The sequence below is a fragment of the Microbacterium sp. 10L49 genome, from assembly GCF_056395125.1.
Genome location: NZ_JBFTIW010000004.1, coordinates 565,349 through 586,840, shown reverse-complemented (window position 1 = coordinate 586,840; position 21,492 = coordinate 565,349). Strand labels below are relative to the sequence as shown.

The following is a 21,492-nucleotide window of genomic DNA, read 5'->3' as shown; positions in this document are numbered from 1 at the left end:
TCTGCAATCGTCCAGATTCAGCATGATCCTGTTGGACGACTGCATCTGCCGACGCACACTGGAGACATCACGTTCGGCAAGGAAGGCGGACCCGATGCAGCACACCATGCCTGCCACGAGCCACGCGCACGACACGGATCCCCGCGATCTGCTCCCCCGCGATGAACCGGTGCAGCTGATCGACGAGACCGGATCCTCGCGCGTCGACGACGGCTATCCGATGCCCGCGGACGAGGTGCTGGACAGGGCATACCGCGGCCTCATCGAGGGGCGCCGCATCAACGATCAGGCGAACGCGCTGGTCCGCCAGGGGCGCCTCGCGGTCTACCCCTCCTCGCACGGCCAGGAGGCCTGCCAGATCGCGGCCTCGCTCGTGCTCGGCGCGCAGGACTGGCTGTTCCCGACCTATCGCGACTCGGTCGCGGTGATCGCGCGGGGCGTGTCCCCTGCCGACGCCATGGTGCTGCTGAAGGGCGACTGGCACTCCGGCTACGACCCGCACGAGCACCACGTGGCCCCGCAGACCACGCCCCTGGCGACGCAACTGCTGCACGCGGTCGGCTTCGCGCAGGCCGCGAAGCACCGCGGCGAGGACACGGTGGTGCTCGCGATGTGCGGTGACGGGTCCACGAGCGAGGGCGACTTCCACGAGGCGCTGAACTTCGCCGCCGTGTTCCATGTGCCCGTCGTCTTCTTCGTGCAGAACAACGAGTTCGCGATCTCCGTGCCGCTGAGCCGGCAGACCGCCGCCCCCTCGCTCGCGCACAAGGCGGTCGGCTACGGCATGCCCGGGCAGCGCGTGGACGGCAACGACGTGGCGGCCCTCATCGCCGTGCTCGGCGAGGCCGTGGATCGCGCCCGTGCCGGCGGTGGACCGACCCTCGTCGAGGCCCACACCTACCGGATGCAGGCGCACACGAACGCCGACGACGACACCCGCTACCGCGAGCGCGCCGAGGTGCAGGCCTGGGTCGCGAAGGATCCGCTGACCCGCCTGCGCGCGCACCTCAGCGCACGCGGCCTGCTCGACGAGGCCCGCGAGCAGGAGCTCGCCGAGGGCGCCGAGACCATCGCGGCGGCCCTCCGCGATGCACTGAACGCCGACCCCGAGCTCGACCCCGAGGACCTGTTCCGCTTCGTCCGCAGCACCCGTTCGCCACAGCTGCAGGAGCAGTGGCATCAGCTGCGCGACGAGCTGGAGCGCTCCGGATCCGCCGAAGGAGGCACCCTATGACCATCGCGCACGAGGGCGTCCGCGTGGACGCCGCCACCCCCGAGAACCAGACGGTTCCGACCGTCCAGACGATGACGATGGCGGCGGCGCTCAACCGCGCCCTCGCCGACGCCATCGAGGCCGACCCCGACGTCGTCCTCTTCGGCGAGGACGTGGGCGCGCTCGGAGGAGTCTTCCGGATCACCGACGGACTCACCGAGCGCTACGGCGAGGACCGCTGCTTCGACACGCCGCTCGCGGAGTCGGGCATCATCGGCACCGCAGTGGGCATGGCCATGAACGGCATGCGACCGGTCGTCGAGATGCAGTTCGACGCCTTCGCGCTGCCCGCGTTCGAGCAGGTCGTCAGCCACGTCGCGAAGATGGCCAACCGCACCCGTGGCGCGCTGCCCATGCCGATGGTGATCCGGATCCCCACCGGCGGCGGCATCGGCGGCGTCGAGCACCACTGCGATTCGTCCGAGGCCTACTACGCGCACACTCCGGGGCTCACGGTGGTGTGCCCGTCGACCCCGCAGGACGCGTACTCCCTGCTGCGCGCGGCGATCGCGTCGCCGGATCCGGTGGTCTTCCTCGAACCGAAGAAGCTGTACTGGACGAAGGGCGAGGTCGACACCTCGATCGTCGGGGAGATCGGATCCGCCCGGGTCGCTCGCGAGGGCACGGACGTGACCCTCATCTCCTACGGCTCCTCGGTCGCGACGTGCCTCGAGGCCGCCGAGATCGCCGCCGCGGAAGGCCGCAGCGTGCAGGTCATCGACGTGTGCACGCTGACGCCGATCGACGACGCCACGATCACCGCCGCGGTGCGCTCGACCGGCCGCGCCGTGGTCGTCGCCGAGGCGCCGGGTTACGCGAGCGTGGCCAGCGAGATCCAGTCCCGGGTGTTCGAGCGCTGCTTCGAGTTCCTCGAGGCGCCCGTGCGCAAGGTCACCGGGTTCGACACCCCGTTCGCCCCGCCGAAGTTCGAGCACTGGTACCTGCCCGACGCCGACCGGGTGCTCGATGCGATCGACACCCTGCACTGGCTCGACGAGCACGGAGAAGAAGCATGACCACCGCGACGACGAAGGTCTTCCGCCTCCCCGACCTGGGCGAAGGCCTCACCGAGGCCGGCCTGGTGCAGTGGCTGGTGCAGGTCGGCGACACGATCCGCACCGACCAGCCCATCGCCGAGGTCGAGACCGCGAAGAGCGTGGTCGAGCTGCCCTCGCCCTATGCCGGCGTGGTCGTCGCGCTGCACGGCGAACCGGGCGAGACGATCGACGTCGGCGCTCCGGTGCTCGAGGTCGCCGATCCCGATGCGTCTGCGGCGCCGTCCGCCGCGGTTCCGGCCGCCGCGGGCGATGTCGAGAAGGAGACGTATCGGTCCGAGGAGCGCGCCGGATCCGGATCCGGCAATGTGCTGATCGGTTACGGCACGACCGAACGCGCGGGGTCGGGACGACGCCGCGCGCGCCGCACGGCGGGGCCCGTGCGCGGAGACGGCTCCCCCGCGGGGCGTCCGAGCGTGCCTTTGGACGTTGAGCGAGCACCGGCGGAGCCGGTGTTCGTTGAGCGAGCCGAAAGCGAGTCGAAACGCAGAGACGAGACGCCGCGCGCTGACGATACGGCTGAGTCCGTCGGCCCGGTCGCCGTGCGCTCGCCCCTCGTCCGCCGCCTCGCGCGCGACCTCGGTCTCGACGTGCGCCGGGTCACTCCGACTGGATCCGACGGCGCCGTCACCCGAGCCGACGTGCTGCGCGCCGCCGTGGACCAGGCCGTGGACGGGATCTCCCTGCACGCGCTCGGCGCCTCGGCCGGCACCGGCCCGTCGAGCGCCGCCTCCCCCTCGCTCGCTGGTCCCGAATTGCGGTCACCGGATGCGAATGACCGCAATGTGCGACCACAGAGCGGGGAGACCGTCGACGGGCTCGCCGTCGCCTCCCGCGAGCGCATGTCGCCGCTGCGCAAGGCGGTGAGCGCGAAGCTCACCCGCAGCCGGTCCGAAATCCCCGAGGCCACGGTCTGGGTGGACGTCGACGTCACCGAGCTCTGGACGCTCCGCGCCGCCATGGCGCCGGAAGGCGGCAAGGCCCCGTCGCTCACGGCCCTCGTGGCACGGTTCGTGCTGATCGCCCTCGCCGAGCATCCGCTGCTGGCATCGCGGCTCAGCGACGACGCGAGCGAGATCCTCTCGTTCGACGGCGTGAACCTCGGGGTCGCCGCCGACACCGACCGTGGCCTCATGGTGCCGGTGATCCCGCGTGCGCACGAGCTCAACGTCGACGAGCTCGACGCGGCGCTGCGCGAGCTCGCCACGACCGCACGAGCCGGATCCATGCCGCCCGAGCGCCTGCGCGGATCGACCTTCACGCTGAACAATTACGGCGGCCTTGGCGTGGACGGATCCGCGGCGATCATCAACCACCCCGATGTCGCGATCCTCGGCATCGGCCGGATGATCGAGCGCCCGTGGGTCGTCGACGGCGCAATCGTTGCGCGGCGCATCGCGCAGCTCTCGCTGGTGTTCGACCACCGCGTGTGCGACGGCGGTTACGCCGCCTCGTTCCTGCGCCGGGTGATGGAGCTGCTGGAGCACCCGGCGCGCGCCTTCGGCCGGGTGCGCTGACCCCGCGGATCACCCCCGCAGCGCGAGCACGAACGGCAGGACGTCGGTCGCGCCCGCCCGACGGAGCAGGCGGGCGGCGACGGTGAGCGTCCATCGGCTGTCAGCCTGATCGTCCACGAGCAGCACGGGGCCCGCGGGCATGGCGAGAGCATCGGTCGAGAAGCGGTCCCAGACCCCCGCGAGACGGAACGCGCTGTTGCCCCCTGGCCCGCCGGTCGGGCCTGCTCCGACCATGTCGAGCTCGCCCAGATACGGCAGTCGGCCGATCTCGGCGAGGCTCCGCGCGAGCGACCCGACCAGAAGCGGCCGGGACCGCGACGGCATCGAGACCACCGCGACCGGACGCTCGGCCCACCCCCAGCCGGCGAGCACCCGCACGCAGGCGTCGCGGAGCCGATCGGGAACCGGGCCGTCGGCGGCGCCGGCGGCGAAGAGCTCGCGCAGCGCACCGCCCCAGCCGAGGTCCGTGAGACGCGCGAGCGCGCGCCCCTCCCCCGCCTGCTCCTCCACGGCGATGCGCCCCTTCACGGGGACCCCGAGCCGGTCGGCGCCCGTCGGCCAGGCCCGGCGCGGCTCGATCGGCACGCCCACCCGGTCCAGCGACGCCGTGGCCGCGACGCTGGCCTCGGTGCCGATCCCGGTCGGAAACCAGACGCCGGCGCAGTTGTCGCATCGCCCGCACGGCTCGGCCGTGTCGTCATCGAGGGTGCGCTGCAGGAACTCCATGCGGCAGCCGGAACCCTGCTCGTACTCCACCATGTGCTGCTGCTCCGCGCGGCGCTCGGCGGCGATCCGGTCGTACCGCTCGGCGTCGTAGACCCAGGGCTCGCCCGTGGCGATCCAGCCGCCCTGCACGCGGCGCACCGCGCCGTCGACGTCGAGCACCTTGAGCAGCAGCTCGAGCGGTGTGCGCCGGATGTCGACCATCGCCTCGAGCACGGGGGTCGACACCGGCACGTCCCCCAGCGCGGCGATCACCCGCTCGGCCCGCTCCCGGTCCGGCATCGAGGCCGTCGCGAAGTAGTGCCAGATGTCGCGGTCCTCGACCCCCGGCAGCAGCAGCACGTCGGCGCTCTCGCTTGCGCGCCCCGCGCGGCCCACCTGCTGGTAGTACGCGACCGGTGACGACGGGGCGCCCAGATGCAGCACGAACCCGAGATCGGGCTTGTCGAATCCCATCCCCAGCGCGCTCGTCGCGACCAGCGCCTTCACCTCGTTGCGCTTGAGCATCGCCTCCGACTCGGCACGCTCGTCCGGATCCGTCTGGCCCGTGTAGGCGCGCACCTCGTGTCCGCGATCGCGCAGCAGACGCGCCGTGTCGACGGCTGCGGCGACCGTCAGCGTGTAGATGATGCCGGATCCGGGCAGCTCGTCCAGATGGCTGAGCAGCCAGGCCAGCCGGCTGGGCGCATCGGGCAGGCGCAGCACGCCGAGCCGCAGAGAGGAGCGGGCGAGCGGACCCCGGATCGTGAGCACCTCGGATCCGCCTCCAGCCTCCGCAGCGCCGAGCTGCTCGGCGACATCGGCCACCACCCGGCTGTTCGCGGTCGCGGTCGTGGCGAGCACGGGCACGTCGGCGGGCATCTGCGCGATGAGCTCGCGCAGCCGCCGGTAGTCCGGGCGGAAGTCGTGCCCCCAGTCGCTGATGCAGTGCGCCTCGTCGACCACGAGCATGCCGATCCGGCGTACGAGGGCGGGCAGCTGCTGCTCGCGGAACGAGGGGTTGTTGAGCCGCTCGGGCGAGACCAGGAGCACGTCGACCTCGTCGCGGTCCAGCTGCGCGAGCACGTCGGCCCACTCATGCGCGTTCGTCGAGTTGATCGCGACCGCGCGCACGCCCGCGCGCTCCGCGGCGGCGATCTGGTCGCGCATGAGCGCCAGCAGCGGCGAGACCAGCACGGTGGGGCCCGCGCCCTCGTGCCGCAGCAGCAGGGTCGCGACGAAGTAGACGGCCGACTTGCCCCACCCGGTCCGCTGCACCACCAGCGCCCGCCGCCGGTCAGCGACCAGCGCCTCGATCGCCTCGTACTGCCCATCGTGGAACTCGGCGTCGGGTCGGCCGACGAGGGCCCGCAAGGCGGTGAGGGCGGCCGCGTGCGTCTCGGGTGAAGCGCCGTGCTGCGTCATGCCTCCAGCCTGCCGCACTCCTCCGACATGCGCTCGCCCGCCCTCCCCCGCGCGCGGCTACGCTCAGAAGATGAGCACACCGGCGCGACCAATGACCGGTCCCTGCGCCGCGATCGCCCCGAGGACCGCTTCGTGATCACGCGGGACCTCGCGCTCGCGCTGCGCGACGCCGGCCTGGCGTGGCACCCCGCGGAGGGCGACCGCTTCCAGCTCGTTCTGCCGGATGAGGTGGAGCTGGAGATCGAGGCCGACGTCTTCACCGTCAGCATCATGACCATCGAGGCCCGGCGCACCCCGACCGGCACGATCCTCGCATTCAACGGCACCACCGAATGGGCGCTCGACGCGGTGACGGTCACCGAAGCGGTCTGGCTGCCGCGTGAGGATCAGCTACGGGATCTGCTGCGCGGCACATTCCGCCGCCTGGTGCGGCTCGACGACGCGTTCCAGGTCGAGATCGAGATCGCCGGGCAGCCGCTGCTCTTCGAGCATCCCGATCCGTCCGAGGCGTACGGGCAGGCGCTGCTCGCGCTCATCCAGCGCTCGCGTTGATGCCGCGCAGGTCGGGCCGGACGCCCGACCCGATGTCCGACCCCGGTGCGACAATGCCGTCATGAAGCTCAGCGAGCTCGTCGCCGCGGCCGGCCAGACCGCCGCCACCTCATCGCGCCTGGCCAAGATCGATGTGCTGGCGCGGCTGCTGCGCAGCGCTGAGCCCGGGGAGCTCGCACCCGTCGTCGGCCTGCTGCTGGCCTCGCCCCGGCAGGGCCGGCTCGGTGTCGGCTGGCGCGGTATCACCGCCATCGACGTGCCGCACGCCGCCGAATCGGCGCTCACGATCGACGACGTCGACCGCGCGCTCGACGAACTCGCCGCCGTCACGGGATCGGGATCCGCCGCTGTTCGCTCCGCCGCGCTCGAGGGGCTCGCGGGACGCGCCACGGCCGCGGAATGGGACTTCCTCGCCCGGGCGATGCTCGGCGAGCTGCGCACCGGCGCGCTCGCGGGCGTCGTGCTCGACGCGATCGCCCGCGCCTCCGACCGCCCTGCCGCAGCGGTGCGACGAGCCGCGATGCTCTCCGGCGACCTCGGCGCGACCGCGCACCTCGCCCTGACCGGCACGGCGGAAGACCTGGATGCGGTGGGTCTGGCCGTGGGCCGCCCCGTGCTGCCCATGCTCGCCGCGAGCGCTGCGACGCCGAGCGCGGCGCTGGAGATCACCGGCGAAGCATCCGTCGAGTACAAGCTCGACGGCGCGCGGATCCAGGTGCACCGCCACGGTGACGACGTCCGCATCTTCACGCGCAGCCTCGCCGACGTGACGCACCGCCTCCCCGAGATCGTCGAGATCGTGCGCGCGCTACCCGCCCACGACGTCATCCTCGACGGCGAGACCCTGTCGCTCGACGAGGACGGCGGCCCGCGCCCGTTCCAGCAGACCATGTCCCGCTTCGGCGCCGACGTCGCACGCGAGCTCGTGCTGCGGCCGTGGTTCTTCGACGTGCTGCGCGTCGACGGCCGCGACCTCCTCGACGAGCCGCTCACGGTGCGCCTCGAAGAGCTCGAGCGCGTCGCCGGCGCCTGGCGCATGCCGGGCATCGTCACCGCCGATCCCGAGGAGGCCGAGCGCCTGTCCCGGGAGGCGCTGGCAGCCGGGCACGAGGGCGTGGTCGTCAAGGCCATCGGATCCGCCTACTCCGCAGGGCGCCGCGGCAAGTCCTGGGTGAAGGTCAAACCCGTGCTCACCTACGACCTCGTCGTGCTCGGTGCGGAATGGGGATCCGGCCGCCGCCGCGGCTGGCTCTCGAACCTGCACCTCGGGGCCAGGGATCCGGACGGCGATTTCGGCGAGCCCGGCGGCTTCGTCATGGTCGGCAAGACGTTCAAGGGCCTCACCGACGAGTTGCTGCGCTGGCAGACGGAGACGTTCCCCGGCTACGAGACGCGGCGCACGGCATCCACCGTGTTCGTCCGCCCCGAGATCGTCGTCGAGATCGCGATTGACGGCGTGCAGCATTCGCCGCGCTATCCCGGCGGGATCGCGCTGCGCTTCGCCCGGGTCAAGCATTACCGCCCCGACAAGACCGCGGCCGACGCGGACACGATCCAGACACTCCGCGCCCTGCTTCGGGAGTAGGCGCTCCGCGGCAGCTGCCGCCGATGGCTACACTGGGAGGGTCCGGCGCATGCGCGAACCGCTGCCGCGCCGGTGCTCGAAAAAGGGGCACGAAGCCCGCAGTGCGACGACGCGCTCCGGCGAGACACATACGGATCCTCGTTCCGTTGTCGTCTCGAAAGGCCTTCAGCATGCCCACCGTCTCCGCGCACGTCGCCCTCACCCTCGCCCAGCACATCGATGCCGTCTTCGGTGTCATGGGCAACGGCAATGCCTACTTCCTCGACGCGATCGAGAAGCAGACCGACGCCTCGTTCACGGCCGTCCGTCATGAGCAGGGCGCCGTGGTCGCCGCCGACGCGCACTTCCGCGCCTCCGGCCGCATCGCCGCCGCGACCAGCACCTACGGCGCCGGCTTCACGAACACGCTCACGGCCCTCGCTGAATCGGTGCAGGCGCACATCCCCCTCGTGCTCGTCGTCGGCGACGAGCCCACGAGTGGACCGCGCCCCTGGGACGTCGACCAGATCGCCCTCGCCTCGGGCGTCGGCGCCCGCACCTACACCGTGGGCCGGGCCGACGCCGCCGCCACCACGGTCATCGCCATCGAGCACGCCCTCACCTACCGGGTGCCCGTCGTGCTGGCCATCCCCTACGACGTCGCCGCGCTCGAGGCGGGCGAGGTGCCCGCCGCTCCGGCTCCGCGTGTGCCCGCGCCGCTCGCTCCCAAGGGGGAGTTCGCCGAGGGCATGCTCGACCGGATCGCCGAGGCGTTGCGCTCCGCGAAGCGTCCGTTCCTGCTCGCCGGGCGCGGTGCCTGGCTGGCCGGCGCCGGCGAGGCCCTGACCGCGCTCGCCGACGCGACGGGCGCGCTGACCGCCTCGTCCGCGCTCGGCCGCGGAGTCTTCGGCGACCAGCGCTACGACCTGGGCGTGACCGGCGGATTCGGCGCCGAGGGCGCGATGGAGCTCGTCCGCACCGCCGACGTCGCCGTGGTGTTCGGGGCGTCGCTGAATCAGTTCACGATGCGGTTCGGCGCGCTGTTCGCACCCGGCACGCAGGTGTTCCAGATCGACGTGGCCCCGGCCGCGACCCACGCGCACGTGGGCGGCTTCGTCCGCGCGGACGCGCGGCTCGCCGCCGAGGCGCTCGTCGCCCGGCTGCAGGGCGCGACGGGCTCAGACTGGCGCGAGAGCGTCGACGTGGCCACCGCCCGCGCGTACGAGCCCGGTGACGAGGCCGCGCCCGACGGCCGGCTCGACCCACGCTCCGCCGCCCGCCGCATCGCCGAGCTGCTGCCCGAGGATCGCGTGGTCGTCTCGGACGGCGGGCACTTCATCGGATGGGCCAACATGTACTGGCCGGTGGCATCACCCGACCGGATGATGATGATCGGCACCGCGTTCCAGGCGATCGGACAGGGCTGGCCCAGCGTCGTCGGCGCGACCCGGGCGCGCCCCGAGTCGACCGTGGTGCTCACCTCGGGTGACGGCGGCGGGCTCATGGCGATCGCCGATCTGGAGTCGGCCGTGCGCTCGGCCGGCGGCCGCGGCGTGGCCGTGATCTGGAACGACGCGGCCTACGGCGCCGAGGTCAACCTGTACGGGCTCAAGGGTCTGGCGCGCGAGCCCATGCTCATCCCCCAGGTCGACTTCGCCGCGTTCGCCGCGGCCGTGGGCGCGGAGGGCGTCGCCGTGCACACTCTCGCCGACCTCGACCGGCTCGCCACCTGGGGCGCCGAGGATCCGGCCACGCGCCCGTTCCTCGTGCTCGACCTGCGCATCTCGGGCGACGTGATCGCGCCGTACCAGGAGGAGATCATCCGCGTGAACTCCTGAGCGGAGGGCGCCCGGCCCTGCTCAGCGACGCCAGGGCATGTGCTGCAGCGTCCAGGTGTTGCCGTCGGGATCCTCGAATCCCGCGTAGAGCACGCCGCCCAGGTCCACGACCGGAGCGACATCGACGCCGCGGCCGATCAGCTCGGCACGCGCAGCCTCGATGTCCGCCACCACGAGGTGCAGACCGCGCAGCGAGCCCGGGTCCATCCGCTGATCCGGCAGGCCTTCGGTCAGCGTGATCGAGCAGTAGGAACCGGGCGGCGTCAGCTGCACGATGCGGACGCCCTCCTGCGGGCGGACGTCCACGTCCGCGGCGAAGCCGAGCTGCTCGGCGTAGAAGGCCTTGGCCCGGTCGATGTCCGTCACCGGCACGAGGACCAGCTCCAGCATCATCGAACCCGGCAGCACCTCGGGCACAGGGTTGTCCGTCATCGTCACGACCTCTCCACAGCGCTGCGGCGCGCGCAGAGCCGACGTTACCGGCGGGTGCCGGGCGACGCCAGAGGCGACAGGGATCCGTATCTTCTCGGGATCCGGATCCCTGCCGTTGGTGATCATCACGCCTCCAGGAAGGCGCCCTCCAGGAACGACGCGAGTTCGTCCACGCCGCCGAGCGGCAGGATCGCGGCGACGTACTGGTCGGGCCGCACCACGATCACGACGCCGTCGCGTGACAGCTCCCGCTCGACGAAGATGTCGCCCTTCGACCAGTGTGAAGGCGCAGCGGCGTAGAGCTTCTCCCAGTCGGTGAGGCCGAGCGGGCCGGTCTTCGGCTGGAAGAGCGCGGGCGCGGTCGTGACGTCGAGGTCCTCGTACGACTGCTGGTAGATCGCCTTCACGTCGAAGACCGCGTCCACATCTCCCGCGGCCGGCGTGAACCGCGCCAGCACCGGTGCCACCGCCTCGGCCCAGGCATCGAGCCCGGACCCGGTCGCGTCGCCGAACGCGTACACGCGCCAGCGGCCGTCCGCCTTGGCGTGGTGGCCGAGGTGCACGACGTTGCCGTCGGAGACCCGTACGATCTCCGCGCTCTTGAACCGCTTTCCGAGCGGGAACCCGGCGGCGAGAGCCTGGTGCGCGTCGGATCCGATGATCATCGACGAGCCGTACTGCGTCATGAAGCCGGACGGGAACTCGGCCGTTCCCAGGTAGAACGTCGCCAGCTCCTGCGGATCCGAGATCTCCTCGGGCTTGCGCGCCATGAGCGAGGACCACTCGCGGTCGAAGTCGATGAGCTGCTGCGCCACCGGCTTGCGCTCGGCGCCGTAGGTCGACAGCAGCGCCGCCGGCGCGCGGCCGGTGAGCACCGAGCCGAGCTTCCAGCCGAGGTTGAAGCCGTCCTGCATCGACACGTTCATCCCCTGCCCGGCCTTGGCGCTGTGGGTGTGGCACGCGTCGCCGGTGAGGAAGACGCGCGGCGTGGCGGCGGAGCCCGGATCCACGTCGTCGAAGCCGTCGGTGATGCGATGGCCGACCTCGTAGACGCTGTGCCAGGCGACCTGCTTCACGTCGATCGAGTAGGGGTGCAGGATCTCGTTCGCCTTGCCGATGATCGCCTCGATGGGGGTCGCGCGCACGGCGTGATTGTCATCGGCCGCGACCTCGCCGAGGTCGATGTACATCCGGCTCAGGTAGCCGCCCTCGCGCGGGATGTGCAGGATGTTGCCGGCCTCGGCGTTGATCGCGCACTTGGTGCGCCAGTCCGGGAAATCGGTGTTCACGAGCACGTCCATGACGCCCCAGGCATGCGCGGCCATCGCCCCCACGTGCGTGCGTCCGATGGCCTCGCGCACTCCGCTGCGCGCGCCGTCGCAGCCTGCCACGTACTTCGCCCGGATCGTGCGCTCTTCGCCCTCGCGCGCCCCGGCGACGTATCGCACCTGCACCTCGACCGGGTACTCGCCCTCCTCGTGGACGGTGAGGCCGAGGAACTGCACGCCGTAGTCCGGCATGATCCGGCCGGGGCCGTCGGCGGCGGCCTCGGCGAAGTAGTCCAGCACACGGGCCTGGTTGACGATGAGGTGCGGGAACTCGCAGATGTCCAACCCGTAGTCGGCGGTGCGCGCGGTGCGGACGATGTTCTGCCGGTTCTCCGGGTCAGGGCCCCAGAAGTTCATCCAGCCGATGTTGTAGGCCTCGGCGATGATGCGCTCGGCGAATCCGAACGCCTGGAAGGTCTCGACGCTGCGCGGCTGGATCCCGTCCGCCTGGCCCAGCACGAGCCGTCCGTCGCGGCGCTCGATGATGCGCGTCGTGACGTCCGGATACTGCGACATCTGCGCTGCGAGGAGCATGCCCGCAGGGCCGGATCCGACGATGAGCACGTCGATCTCGTCGGGGAGATCCTCGGGGCGGTCGATGCCCGTGCCGGCGGCGGGGAGCACCCGCGGGTCGTGGGACACATATCCGTGGTGGTGGAACTGCATCGTCGTCGATTCCTTCCTGACGGCGCCGTCGGGCTCGGTACTGCGTGACTGCGAGGCTCTTGCGCTTCGCGACGCCATGTTCTATATTCGAACACGAAGTTCTACTATTGAACACAGGCTATCCGAGGTCGCGTCAGCGATCAAGACGGCGAGGAGTATTCGTGGCCGACGCACCCGCTTCGCAGACCCTCAGCCGCGGCATCCGGATCCTGGAGGTCCTCGCCGATGCGCGCGGAGCGCTCTCGATCGACGAGATCGCCGGCGCACTCGGCGTGCACCGCTCGATCGCCTACCGGCTGCTGCGCACGCTCGAGGATCACGGACTCGTCTCCCGAGACGCCTCGGGGCTCGTGTCCCTCGGCGCGCGCATGGCCGCTCTCGCCGCCGGCGTCGCGAACGATCTGCAGGCGGAGGCCCTCCCCGAGCTCACCGCCGTGGCCAACGAACTCGGCATGACCTGCTTCCTCGCAGTGCTCGACGGCGAGGAGTGCATCACGCTGGTGAGCGTCGAACCGCGGCATGCCGTGGCCAGTGTCGCCCAGCGTCCCGGGGCGCGGCACTCGGTGAAGGTCGGCGCTCCGGGCAAGGCGATCCTCGCGCAGCTGGCGGAGGCGGAATGGCCCTCGGACGCTTCTTCGGCGCTGCGCTCGGAGGCTGCGGGCGTGCGCACCGCGGGCTTCGCGACGAGCCACGACGAGGTGATCCCGACCGTGCAGTCCGTGGCCGTGCCGCTGGCCCTGCGCGGGCAGCGCCCGGCGGCGATCGCCGTGGTGCACGTCGCCACGGACCGCACCGACGCCGAGATCGCGGCACGCCTGCAGCACTCGGCGACGACGATCCGCGAGGCGCTCGGGGCCTGACCGCGACGCGGCGCCTGAACTCCCCTGCACCGCATCACCTCAGGACGGATGCACTTCTGGAGGACGTTCCCGACGGAATCGTCCTCCAGAGCTGCAATCATCCTGTGGAGTCGCGGCCGGCCTCAGGCCTTGGACAGCCCGTAGATCGGGCTCACCGACTGCTCGGCCTCGTGATCGGGCCCGAGCGGGATGCCGCTGCGGTCGCGCAGCAGCAGCGTCGCGATGAGGCCGATCACGGTCATCCCGGCGAGGTACCAGGTGACCGCCTGCGTCGAGCCGGTCGCCTGCACGATCGCGGTCGCGATGGTCGGCGCGAAGGCGCCCCCGGCGATGGCCCCGATCGCGTACGAGATGGAGACGCCCGAGAACCGGATCGATGCCGGGAACAGCTCGGTGTAGAGCGCCGCCTGCGGGCCGTATGTGAAGCCGAGACCGATCGTGAGGATGGCGAGCGCCGCGAACAGCAGCCCGATCTGACCCGTGTTCACCAGCGGGAACAGCGTGAACACACCGATGAGCTGCAGGATCCATCCGACGATGTAGGTGGTCCGGCGCCCGATCCGATCCGAGATCCATCCGGCGACCAGGGTCGACAGCAGCCAGGTGACGGCGGATCCGGCCACCGCCCAGAGCACGGGCCCGCGATCGAGCTTGAGCGCACCCTCCGGGTTGGTCGCATACCCCTGGATGTATCCGCCGGTGGTCATGTAGCCGACCGCGTTGTTGCCGGCGAAGACGAGCGCGGCGATGATCACGAGCAGCAGATGCTTGCGGAACAGCTGCACGATCGGCATGCTCGCGGCCTCCTTGCGCTCGGCGAGCTCAGTGAACACGGGGCTCTCCTCGACCCGGCGGCGCACGTAGTAGCCGACCACGATCAGCACGACGCTGAGCAGGAACGGAATCCGCCAGCCCCAGGACAGGAACTGGTCGCCCGGCGCGACCAGCGCCATGATCGCCATCACACCGGAGGCGATCAGCAGCCCCAGCGGCACGCCGATCTGCGGCGCGGCGCCGAAGATGCCGCGCTTGGCCTTGGGCGCGTGCTCGACGGCCATCAGCACCGCACCGCCCCATTCACCACCGGCCGAGATCCCCTGCAGGATGCGCAGGAGCACCAGCAGGATCGGAGCCGCGACGCCGATCGCGTTCGCGTCGGGCAGCACGCCGATCAGCGCCGTCGCCGCGCCCATCAGGATCAGGGTCCACATCAGCACCGCCTTGCGGCCGAACTTGTCGCCGAAGTGGCCGGCCAGGAAGGCGCCGAGGGGTCGGAACAGGAAGCTCACGCCGACCGTCGCGAACCCGATCAGGGCGCTGTTGGCGCCGAGGTCCTTGAAGAAGAGCTGGCCGAACACGAGCCCCACCGCGGTGGCGTAGATGAAGAAGTCGTACCACTCGACCGTGGTGCCGATGACGGTGGCGAAGACCACCCTGCGCCGGTCTGCGGATGAGGCGATCGTGCCGGTGGGCGTGAAACCCGGGGAGGATTCTGCGGACATGCTGTCTCCTTTGCGTGGGACGTCGTCGTCTTGGCCGACATCGTCGTCGTGCCCGACGCGGGATCCAGGATCCTGCGGACGGATCCGGATCCCATGCTTGCCGGGCTCGACACGATGATATACGATTTCGAATACGACGCCAAGGGTCCCCCTGGCACCCACCGCGCGAGGAGGCGCCCATGTCCGCACCGATCGACCGGCCCGGCAAGATCATCGCGATCCACCTCAACTACCGCTCCCGTGCCGACCAGCGCGGCCGCACCCCCGCGACCCCCTCCTACTTCTTCAAGCCGTCCTCCTCCGTCGCCGGCACGGGCGGCGTCGTGGAGCGTCCCGCCGGCACCGAGCTGCTCGCCTTCGAGGGCGAGATCGCGCTCATCATCGGCACCGCCGCTCACCGGGTGAGCGTGCAGGACGCGTGGTCGCACGTGGCCTGGGTGACCGCGTCGAACGACCTCGGCCTGTACGACCTGCGCGCCAACGACAAGGGCTCGAACGTCCGCTCCAAGGGGGGCGACGGGTACACCCCGATCGGCCCCGACCTCATCCCCGCGTCCGAGGTCGACCCCGCCGAGCTGCGCGTGCGCGCCTGGGTGAACGGCGACCTGCGCCAGGACGACGAGACCAGCGGACTGCTGTTCCCGCTCCCGCAGCTGATCGCCGATCTCTCCCAGCACTTCACGCTCGAGCCCGGCGACGTCATCCTCACCGGCACCCCTGCCGGATCCAGCGTGATCGTCCCCGGCGACGTGGTCGTCGTCGAGGTCGACGCTCCGCACTCCTCCAAGACGCTCACCTCCGGCGGGCTGCGCACCACGGTCACCCAGGGCACCGTCGCCTTCGACGGCGCGCTCGGATCTCTCCCCGCCGTGGACGACCTGCAGCGCGCCGAGGCCTGGGGGTCGCGCGAGGCTGCAGGGCTGCCGGCAGAGGAGGCGCCCGCGGCACCGGCGCCCGCGAAGCCCGCGCTCGATCCCGCGCTGCGCGAGAAGCTCCTCGTCGCCCCGACCGCAGGGCTCAGCGCCCAGCTGCGCAAGCGCGGCCTGCACGCCTGCTTCATCGACGGCGTCTCAGCCAACCTGCCCGGCGCCAAGATCGTGGGCACCGCGAAGACGCTGCGCTTCGTCCCCGCCCGTGAGGACCTCTTCACCAGTCACGGCGGGGGCTACAACGCGCAGAAGCGCTGCTTCGACGCCGTGGAGGAGGGCGAGATCATCGTCATCGAGGCCCGCGGCGACGCCACCACGGGCACGCTCGGCGACATCCTCGCCCTGCGCGCCAGGGCCCGCCGCGCCGCCGGTGTGGTCACCGACGGCGGCGTGCGCGACTTCGCGGCGGTCGCAGAGATCGGCCTACCCGTGTTCTCGCAAGGCGCGCACCCCTCCGTGCTCGGCCGCAAGCACGTGCCGTGGGACGTCGACGTGACGATCGCCTGCGGCGGTGCCACGGTGCAGCCGGGTGACATCATCGTCGGCGACAGCGACGGCGTGATCGTGATCCCGCCCTCCCTCGTCGAGGAGGTCGTGGATGCGACCCTCGCCCAGGAGGACGAGGACGCCTGGATCGCCGAGCAGGTCGAGGCCGGGCATCCGGTCGACGGGCTCTTCCCGATGAACGCCGCCTGGCGCGCGAAGTACGATGCCGCCCACCGGGCCGACCCTTCGACGGGCTCAGGGACCGGGACCGGCGTCTGATGGCCGACGTCCTCGCCGGCAGCAAGTCGGAGCAGGCCTACGCCTGGATCCGTGCGCGCATCGCCTCCCACGCGTACGGTCCCGGCTTCCGGCTCGTGCTCGGCACGATTGCGGACGAGCTCGGTATGAGCGTGGTCCCGGTGCGCGAGGCGATCCGCCGGCTCGAGGCCGAAGGTCTCGTCACGTTCGAGCGCAACGTCGGCGCCAGGGTCACCCTCGTCGACGAGAGCGAGTACGCGCACACCATGCAGACCCTGGGGCTGGTGGAGGGCGCGGCGACGTCGCTGTCCGCCCCGCTCCTGGACGCGACGGCGCTGGACCGGGCGCTCGAGGTCAACGACCGCATGACGCGCCTGCTCGACAACTTCGACGCGCACCGGTTCACCGAGCTGAACCGCCAGTTCCACTCGGTGCTCTACGAGCCGTGCCCGAACCCGCACATCCTCGACCTCGTGCAGCGCGGCTGGGCCCGCCTGAGCGGCATCCGCGAATCGACGTTCGCCTTCGTGCCAGGACGCGCCGAGCACTCCGTCGAGGAGCACACCCAGATCGTGGAGCTGATCCGCACCGGAGCGGATCCGCTCGAGATCGAGCTCGCCGCCCGCAACCACCGCTGGCGCACGCGCGACGCGTTCCTCGCGGCGCTGCACCCCGAGATCCTCTGACCGCACCACCGAAGCCACCCGAACCACCCGGAAGGACGATGATGACCGACGCCTACACCCCGGCAGATCTGCCGGAGAAGATCCAGCACTACATCGACGGCGAGTTCGTCGACTCCCTCGACGGCGACACCTTCGAGGTGCTCAACCCCGTCACCAACGAGACCTACGTGCACGCCGCCGCCGGCAAGAAGGCCGACATCGAGCGCGCCGTCGCCGCTGCCAAGCGCGCCTTCGACGAAGGCCCCTGGCCGCGCATGCTCCCCCGCGAGCGCTCGCGGGTGCTGCACCGGATCGCCGACATCGTCGAGTCCCGCGACGCGCGCCTCGCCGAGCTGGAGTCCTTCGACTCGGGCCTTCCGATCACCCAGGCGCTGGGCCAGGCCCGCCGTGCCGCCGAGAACTTCCGCTTCTTCGCCGACCTGATCGTCGCCCAGGCCGACGACGCGTTCAAGGTGCCCGGCAAGCAGATGAACTACGTCAACCGCAAGCCGATCGGCGTCGCGGGCCTCATCACGCCGTGGAACACCCCGTTCATGCTCGAGTCGTGGAAGCTCGGCCCCGCGCTCGCGACCGGCAACACGGTCGTGCTGAAGCCGGCCGAGTTCACGCCGCTGTCCGCCTCCCTGTGGGCGGGCATCTTCGAGGAGGCGGGGCTCCCCCAGGGCGTCTTCAACCTCGTCAACGGTCTCGGCGAGGATGCGGGCGACGCGCTCGTCAAGCACCCTGACGTGCCGCTCATCTCCTTCACCGGCGAGAGCCGCACCGGGCAGCTCATCTTCGGCAACGCCGCGCCGTTCCTGAAGGGCCTGTCCATGGAGCTCGGCGGCAAGAGTCCCGCCGTCGTGTTTGCCGATGCCGACCTCGACACCGCGATCGACGCCTGCATCTTCGGCGTGTTCTCGCTGAACGGCGAGCGGTGCACGGCCGGGTCCCGCATCATCGTGCAGCGCGACATCTACGACGAGTTCGTCGAGCGCTACGCCGCCCAGGCGAAGCGCGTCAAGGTCGGCCTGCCGCACGACCCGACCACCGAGGTGGGCGCTCTGGTGCACCCGGAGCACTACGAGAAGGTCATGAGCTACGTCGAGATCGGCAAGGGCGAGGGTCGTCTCGTCGCCGGTGGCGGACGCCCCGAGGGCTTCCCGACGGGCAACTACGTCGCCCCGACCGTGTTCGCCGATGTGTCTCCGGACGCCCGGATCTTCCAGGAGGAGATCTTCGGCCCGGTCGTCGCGATCACCCCCTTCGACACCGACGAGGAGGCGCTCGCGCTCGCGAACAACACGCGCTACGGCCTCGCCGCGTACATCTGGACCAACGATCTCAAGCGCGCGCACAACTTCGCGGGTGCCGTCGAGGCCGGCATGGTCTGGCTGAACTCGAACAACGTGCGCGACCTGCGCACGCCGTTCGGCGGTGTGAAGGCGTCGGGCCTCGGGCACGAAGGCGGCTACCGCTCGATCGACTTCTACACCGACCAGCAGAGCGTGCACATCACGCTCGGCGCCCCGCACAACCCGGTGTTCGGCAAGCAGGACCCTTCGATGGGCTCAGGGACGCCCGCCGAGCAGGATCTCGACGACCCGGATCCCCGCTGACCGGATCCCGAACCTCTCATCCCGCAAGGACGCTGACATGACCAATCGTGCAGACATGACGCTCACCTCCTCGGGCTTCTTCACCAGCCAGGAGGCGCCCATCACGACCGACAACCCGGTCGCCACCCCCTCCTCCCCGCCGCCGGACGTGCTCCGCTGCGCGTACATGGAACTCGTCGTCACCGACATGGCCGCGTCGCGGGTGTTCTACGTCGACGTGCTCGGGCTGTACGTGACCGAAGAGGACGACGAGGCGATCTACCTCCGCTCCACGGAGGAGTTCATCCACCACAACCTCGTGCTGCGCAAGGGCCCGGTCGCGGCGGTCGCCGCCTTCTCCTACCGTGTGCGGACGCCCGAGGACCTCGACCTCGCCGTCGCGTTCTACACCGAGCTCGGCTGCGACGTGCGCCGCAACCCGGACGGCTTCGTGAAGGGCATCGGCGACTCGGTGCGGGTCGTGGATCCGCTGGGCTTCCCGTACGAGTTCTTTTACCAGACCGACCACGTCGAGCGGATGAGCTGGCGCTACGACCTGCACATCCCCGGCGAGCTCGTGCGCCTGGACCACTTCAATCAGGTCACGCCCGACGTGCCGCGCGCCGTGAAGTACATGCAGGACCTCGGCTTCCGCGTCACGGAGGACATCCAGGACGACGCGGGCACGGTCTACGCCGCGTGGATGCGCCGCAAGCCCACCGTGCACGACACCGCCATGACCGGCGGTGACGGCCCGCGGATGCACCACGTGTGCTTCGCGACGCACGAGAAGCACAACATCCTCGCGATCTGCGACAAGCTCGGGGCGCTGCGCCGCTCCGACGCGATCGAGCGCGGTCCCGGCCGTCACGGCGTGTCGAACGCGTTCTACCTGTACCTGCGCGACCCCGACGGCCACCGCGTCGAGGTCTACACGCAGGACTACTACACGGGCGACCCGGACAACCCGGTCATCACGTGGGACGTGCACGACAACCAGCGCCGCGACTGGTGGGGCAATCCCGTCGTGCCGTCCTGGTACACCGACGCATCGCTCGTGCTCGACCTGGACGGCAACCCGCAGCCGGTCGTCGCCCGCACCGACTCCAGCGAGATGGCCGTCACGATCGGCGCCGACGGGTTCAGCTACACCCGTCCCGCCGACGAGGAGGCCATGCCGGAGTGGAAGCAGGGCGAATACAAGCTCGGCCATCAGCTATGAGCCTGCCCGAATCCACCATCGCCGCGCTCGCTGCAGAGCTCGCCGAGGCCGACCGCACGCACGGCGTGATCCCGCGCATCACGGCACGCCATCCCGAGGCGACCGTCGAGGACTCGTATGCGATCCAGGGCGTCTGGCGCGACGCGCAGGTGGCCGCGGGTCGCAGGCTCGTGGGGCGCAAGATCGGCCTCACCTCGAAGGCCATGCAGCAGGCCACCGGCATCACGGAGCCCGACTACGGCGTCATGTTCGACGACACCGTGTACCCGTCCGGATCCGAGATCCCCGTCGATCACTTCTCGAATGTGCGCATCGAGGTCGAGCTGGCCTTCGTGCTCAAGGAGCCGCTGTCCGGCCCCGACTGCACACTCGAGGACGCCCTCGCCGCGATCGACTACGCCGTGCCCGCGCTCGAGGTGCTGAACTCGCACATCGAGCTCGAAGGACGCACGATCGTCGACACGATCAGCGACAACGCCGCCTACGGCGCCATGGTGCTCGGAACCGTGCACAAGCGCCCCGACGAGATCGACCTGCGCTGGGTGCCCGGCGTGCTCTCGCGCAACGGCGAGATCGAGGAGACCGGCGTCGCCGCCGGAGTCCTGGGCCACCCCGCCACCGGCGTCGCCTGGCTGGCGAACAAGTTCCACCAGCACGGCGCGCGTCTGGAGGCAGGAGAGATCATCCTGGCAGGATCGTTCACGCGCCCGATGTGGGTGGCGCGCGGCGACGAGGTGCTGTGCGACTACGGACCGATGGGAACGATCGAATGCCGCTTCGTCTGAATCCGACCTTCCGCGAGCACCTGGCCTCATCGGACCGCGCGCTGATCGGCATCTGGGCGTGCACCGGCAGTCCTCTCGTCACCGAGATCGCCGCCGGATCCGGACTGGACTGGCTGCTGATCGACGGCGAGCACTCGGCCAACACGCTCGACTCGCTCCAGACGCAGCTGCAGGCTGCTGCCGCCTACCCGATCACGCCTCTCGTGCGCGTGCCGTGGAACGACCCGGTGATCATCAAGCAGGTGCTCGACCTGGGCGCGCAGAACATCATCGTCCCCATGGTCTCCTCCGCCGATGAGGCCCGCGCCGCGGTCGCGGCCACCAGGTACCCGCCCGCGGGCGTCCGCGGCGTCGGATCCGCCCTGGCCCGCAGCGCCCGCTGGAACCGCGTCGCGGGCTACCTCGGCGACGCAGCGCAGCACGTGTCCCTGACCGTGCAGATCGAGACCACGGCGGGCGTGGACGCGGCCGCCGAGATCGCCGCCGTCGACGGCGTGGACGCCGTGTTCGTCGGCCCCTCGGATCTGGCGGCGTCGATGGGGCTGCTCGGACAGCAGACGCACCCCGACGTCGTCGCCGCGGTCGAGCACGTGTTCCGTGCGGTGGCCGCAGCCGGAAAGCCGGTCGGGGTGAACGCGTTCGACCCGGTCGCCGCCGATGCGTACATCGCCGCGGGTGCCGCGTTCGTCGCCGTCGGGGCGGACGTGGCTCTGCTCGCCCGCGCCTCCGAGGCCCTCGCGACCCGCTTCCTCCCGGCCCCGGAGGCGGGCCCCGCCGCCAGCTACTGACCCGATCCGTTTCAAAGCGCGCAAATGGCTCCATCCGAGCCCGATGT

Annotated in this window: 17 protein-coding genes; 13 read left to right on the top strand and 4 right to left on the bottom strand. The window is 71.0% G+C overall.

The window, feature by feature from the left end; all coding sequences use genetic code 11:
- Window positions 1–94: 94 nt before the first annotated feature.
- The 3 genes from pdhA to AC1DCT_RS15700 are packed head-to-tail and all read left to right on the top strand — an operon-like array spanning window position 95 to window position 3,845.
- The gene (gene pdhA / locus AC1DCT_RS15710; protein ID WP_477430273.1) at window positions 95–1,234 is read left to right on the top strand and encodes a pyruvate dehydrogenase (acetyl-transferring) E1 component subunit alpha; all 1,140 of its coding nucleotides are present in this window, start codon (window positions 95–97) and stop codon (window positions 1,232–1,234) included.
- The gene (locus AC1DCT_RS15705; RefSeq protein WP_477430271.1) at window positions 1,231–2,289 is read left to right on the top strand and encodes an alpha-ketoacid dehydrogenase subunit beta; all 1,059 of its coding nucleotides are present in this window, start codon (window positions 1,231–1,233) and stop codon (window positions 2,287–2,289) included. The genes pdhA and AC1DCT_RS15705 overlap by 4 nt, the downstream gene beginning before the upstream one ends.
- Window positions 2,286–3,845 (top strand): dihydrolipoamide acetyltransferase family protein, encoded by a 1,560-nt coding sequence (locus AC1DCT_RS15700; protein ID WP_477430269.1) that lies wholly within the window; start codon window positions 2,286–2,288, stop codon window positions 3,843–3,845. Before AC1DCT_RS15705 ends, AC1DCT_RS15700 begins: the two co-directional genes overlap by 4 nt.
- A gap of 9 nt (window positions 3,846–3,854) precedes the next feature.
- Here AC1DCT_RS15700 and AC1DCT_RS15695 read toward each other — a convergent pair whose 3' ends face one another.
- Entirely contained in the window at window positions 3,855–5,972 is a 2,118-nt protein-coding gene (locus AC1DCT_RS15695; RefSeq protein ID WP_477430267.1) for a RecQ family ATP-dependent DNA helicase, read from the bottom strand.
- Window positions 5,973–6,104: 132 nt separating this feature from the next.
- On the opposite strand from AC1DCT_RS15695, the gene AC1DCT_RS15690 reads away from it, so the two are divergent.
- From AC1DCT_RS15690 to AC1DCT_RS15680, 3 genes are all read left to right on the top strand, one after another.
- A complete protein-coding gene (locus AC1DCT_RS15690; protein ID WP_440733457.1) occupies window positions 6,105–6,524 on the top strand; it encodes a pilus assembly protein CpaE in 420 nt (139 codons plus the stop codon).
- Between the two features lie 61 nt (window positions 6,525–6,585).
- Window positions 6,586–8,109 carry an ATP-dependent DNA ligase gene (locus AC1DCT_RS15685; RefSeq protein WP_477430265.1) on the top strand — a complete coding sequence of 508 codons (1,524 nt, stop codon included), beginning with the start codon at window positions 6,586–6,588 and terminating at the stop codon, window positions 8,107–8,109.
- Between the two features lie 170 nt (window positions 8,110–8,279).
- Window positions 8,280–9,926: a thiamine pyrophosphate-binding protein gene (locus AC1DCT_RS15680; protein ID WP_477430263.1), complete on the top strand. Its 1,647-nt coding sequence runs from the start codon at window positions 8,280–8,282 to the stop codon at window positions 9,924–9,926.
- A gap of 21 nt (window positions 9,927–9,947) precedes the next feature.
- On the opposite strand, the gene AC1DCT_RS15675 is transcribed toward AC1DCT_RS15680, so the two are convergent.
- Complete coding sequence (locus AC1DCT_RS15675) at window positions 9,948–10,358, bottom strand: VOC family protein (RefSeq protein WP_477430261.1); 411 nt, start codon at window positions 10,356–10,358, stop codon at window positions 9,948–9,950.
- A gap of 125 nt (window positions 10,359–10,483) precedes the next feature.
- The gene (locus AC1DCT_RS15670; RefSeq protein ID WP_477430259.1) at window positions 10,484–12,352 is read right to left on the bottom strand and encodes an FAD-dependent monooxygenase; all 1,869 of its coding nucleotides are present in this window, start codon (window positions 12,350–12,352) and stop codon (window positions 10,484–10,486) included.
- 161 nt (window positions 12,353–12,513) lie between these two features.
- Here AC1DCT_RS15670 and AC1DCT_RS15665 point away from each other — a divergent pair, with 161 nt between their 5' ends.
- Entirely contained in the window at window positions 12,514–13,212 is a 699-nt protein-coding gene (locus AC1DCT_RS15665) for an IclR family transcriptional regulator (RefSeq protein ID WP_477430257.1), read from the top strand.
- Between the two features lie 122 nt (window positions 13,213–13,334).
- On the opposite strand, the gene AC1DCT_RS15660 is transcribed toward AC1DCT_RS15665, so the two are convergent.
- The gene (locus AC1DCT_RS15660; RefSeq protein WP_441978297.1) at window positions 13,335–14,714 is read right to left on the bottom strand and encodes an MFS transporter; all 1,380 of its coding nucleotides are present in this window, start codon (window positions 14,712–14,714) and stop codon (window positions 13,335–13,337) included.
- A gap of 179 nt (window positions 14,715–14,893) precedes the next feature.
- On the opposite strand from AC1DCT_RS15660, the gene AC1DCT_RS15655 reads away from it, so the two are divergent.
- Genes AC1DCT_RS15655 through AC1DCT_RS15630 form a run of 6 tightly spaced genes read left to right on the top strand, consistent with a single transcriptional unit; the run spans window position 14,894 to window position 21,445 of the window.
- Entirely contained in the window at window positions 14,894–16,408 is a 1,515-nt protein-coding gene (locus AC1DCT_RS15655; protein ID WP_477230963.1) for a fumarylacetoacetate hydrolase family protein, read from the top strand.
- Entirely contained in the window at window positions 16,408–17,073 is a 666-nt protein-coding gene (locus AC1DCT_RS15650) for a GntR family transcriptional regulator (protein ID WP_440733475.1), read from the top strand. The genes AC1DCT_RS15655 and AC1DCT_RS15650 overlap by 1 nt, the downstream gene beginning before the upstream one ends.
- 41 nt (window positions 17,074–17,114) lie before the next feature.
- Window positions 17,115–18,671 carry a 5-carboxymethyl-2-hydroxymuconate semialdehyde dehydrogenase gene (gene hpaE / locus AC1DCT_RS15645; protein ID WP_477430255.1) on the top strand — a complete coding sequence of 519 codons (1,557 nt, stop codon included), beginning with the start codon at window positions 17,115–17,117 and terminating at the stop codon, window positions 18,669–18,671.
- Window positions 18,672–18,708: 37 nt separating this feature from the next.
- A complete protein-coding gene (hpaD, locus tag AC1DCT_RS15640) occupies window positions 18,709–19,872 on the top strand; it encodes a 3,4-dihydroxyphenylacetate 2,3-dioxygenase (protein ID WP_477430253.1) in 1,164 nt (387 codons plus the stop codon).
- Window positions 19,869–20,657 (top strand): 2-keto-4-pentenoate hydratase, encoded by a 789-nt coding sequence (locus AC1DCT_RS15635; protein WP_477230966.1) that lies wholly within the window; start codon window positions 19,869–19,871, stop codon window positions 20,655–20,657. Before hpaD ends, AC1DCT_RS15635 begins: the two co-directional genes overlap by 4 nt.
- Window positions 20,642–21,445 (top strand): HpcH/HpaI aldolase family protein, encoded by an 804-nt coding sequence (locus tag AC1DCT_RS15630; RefSeq protein ID WP_440733479.1) that lies wholly within the window; start codon window positions 20,642–20,644, stop codon window positions 21,443–21,445. Before AC1DCT_RS15635 ends, AC1DCT_RS15630 begins: the two co-directional genes overlap by 16 nt.
- Window positions 21,446–21,492: the final 47 nt, after the last annotated feature.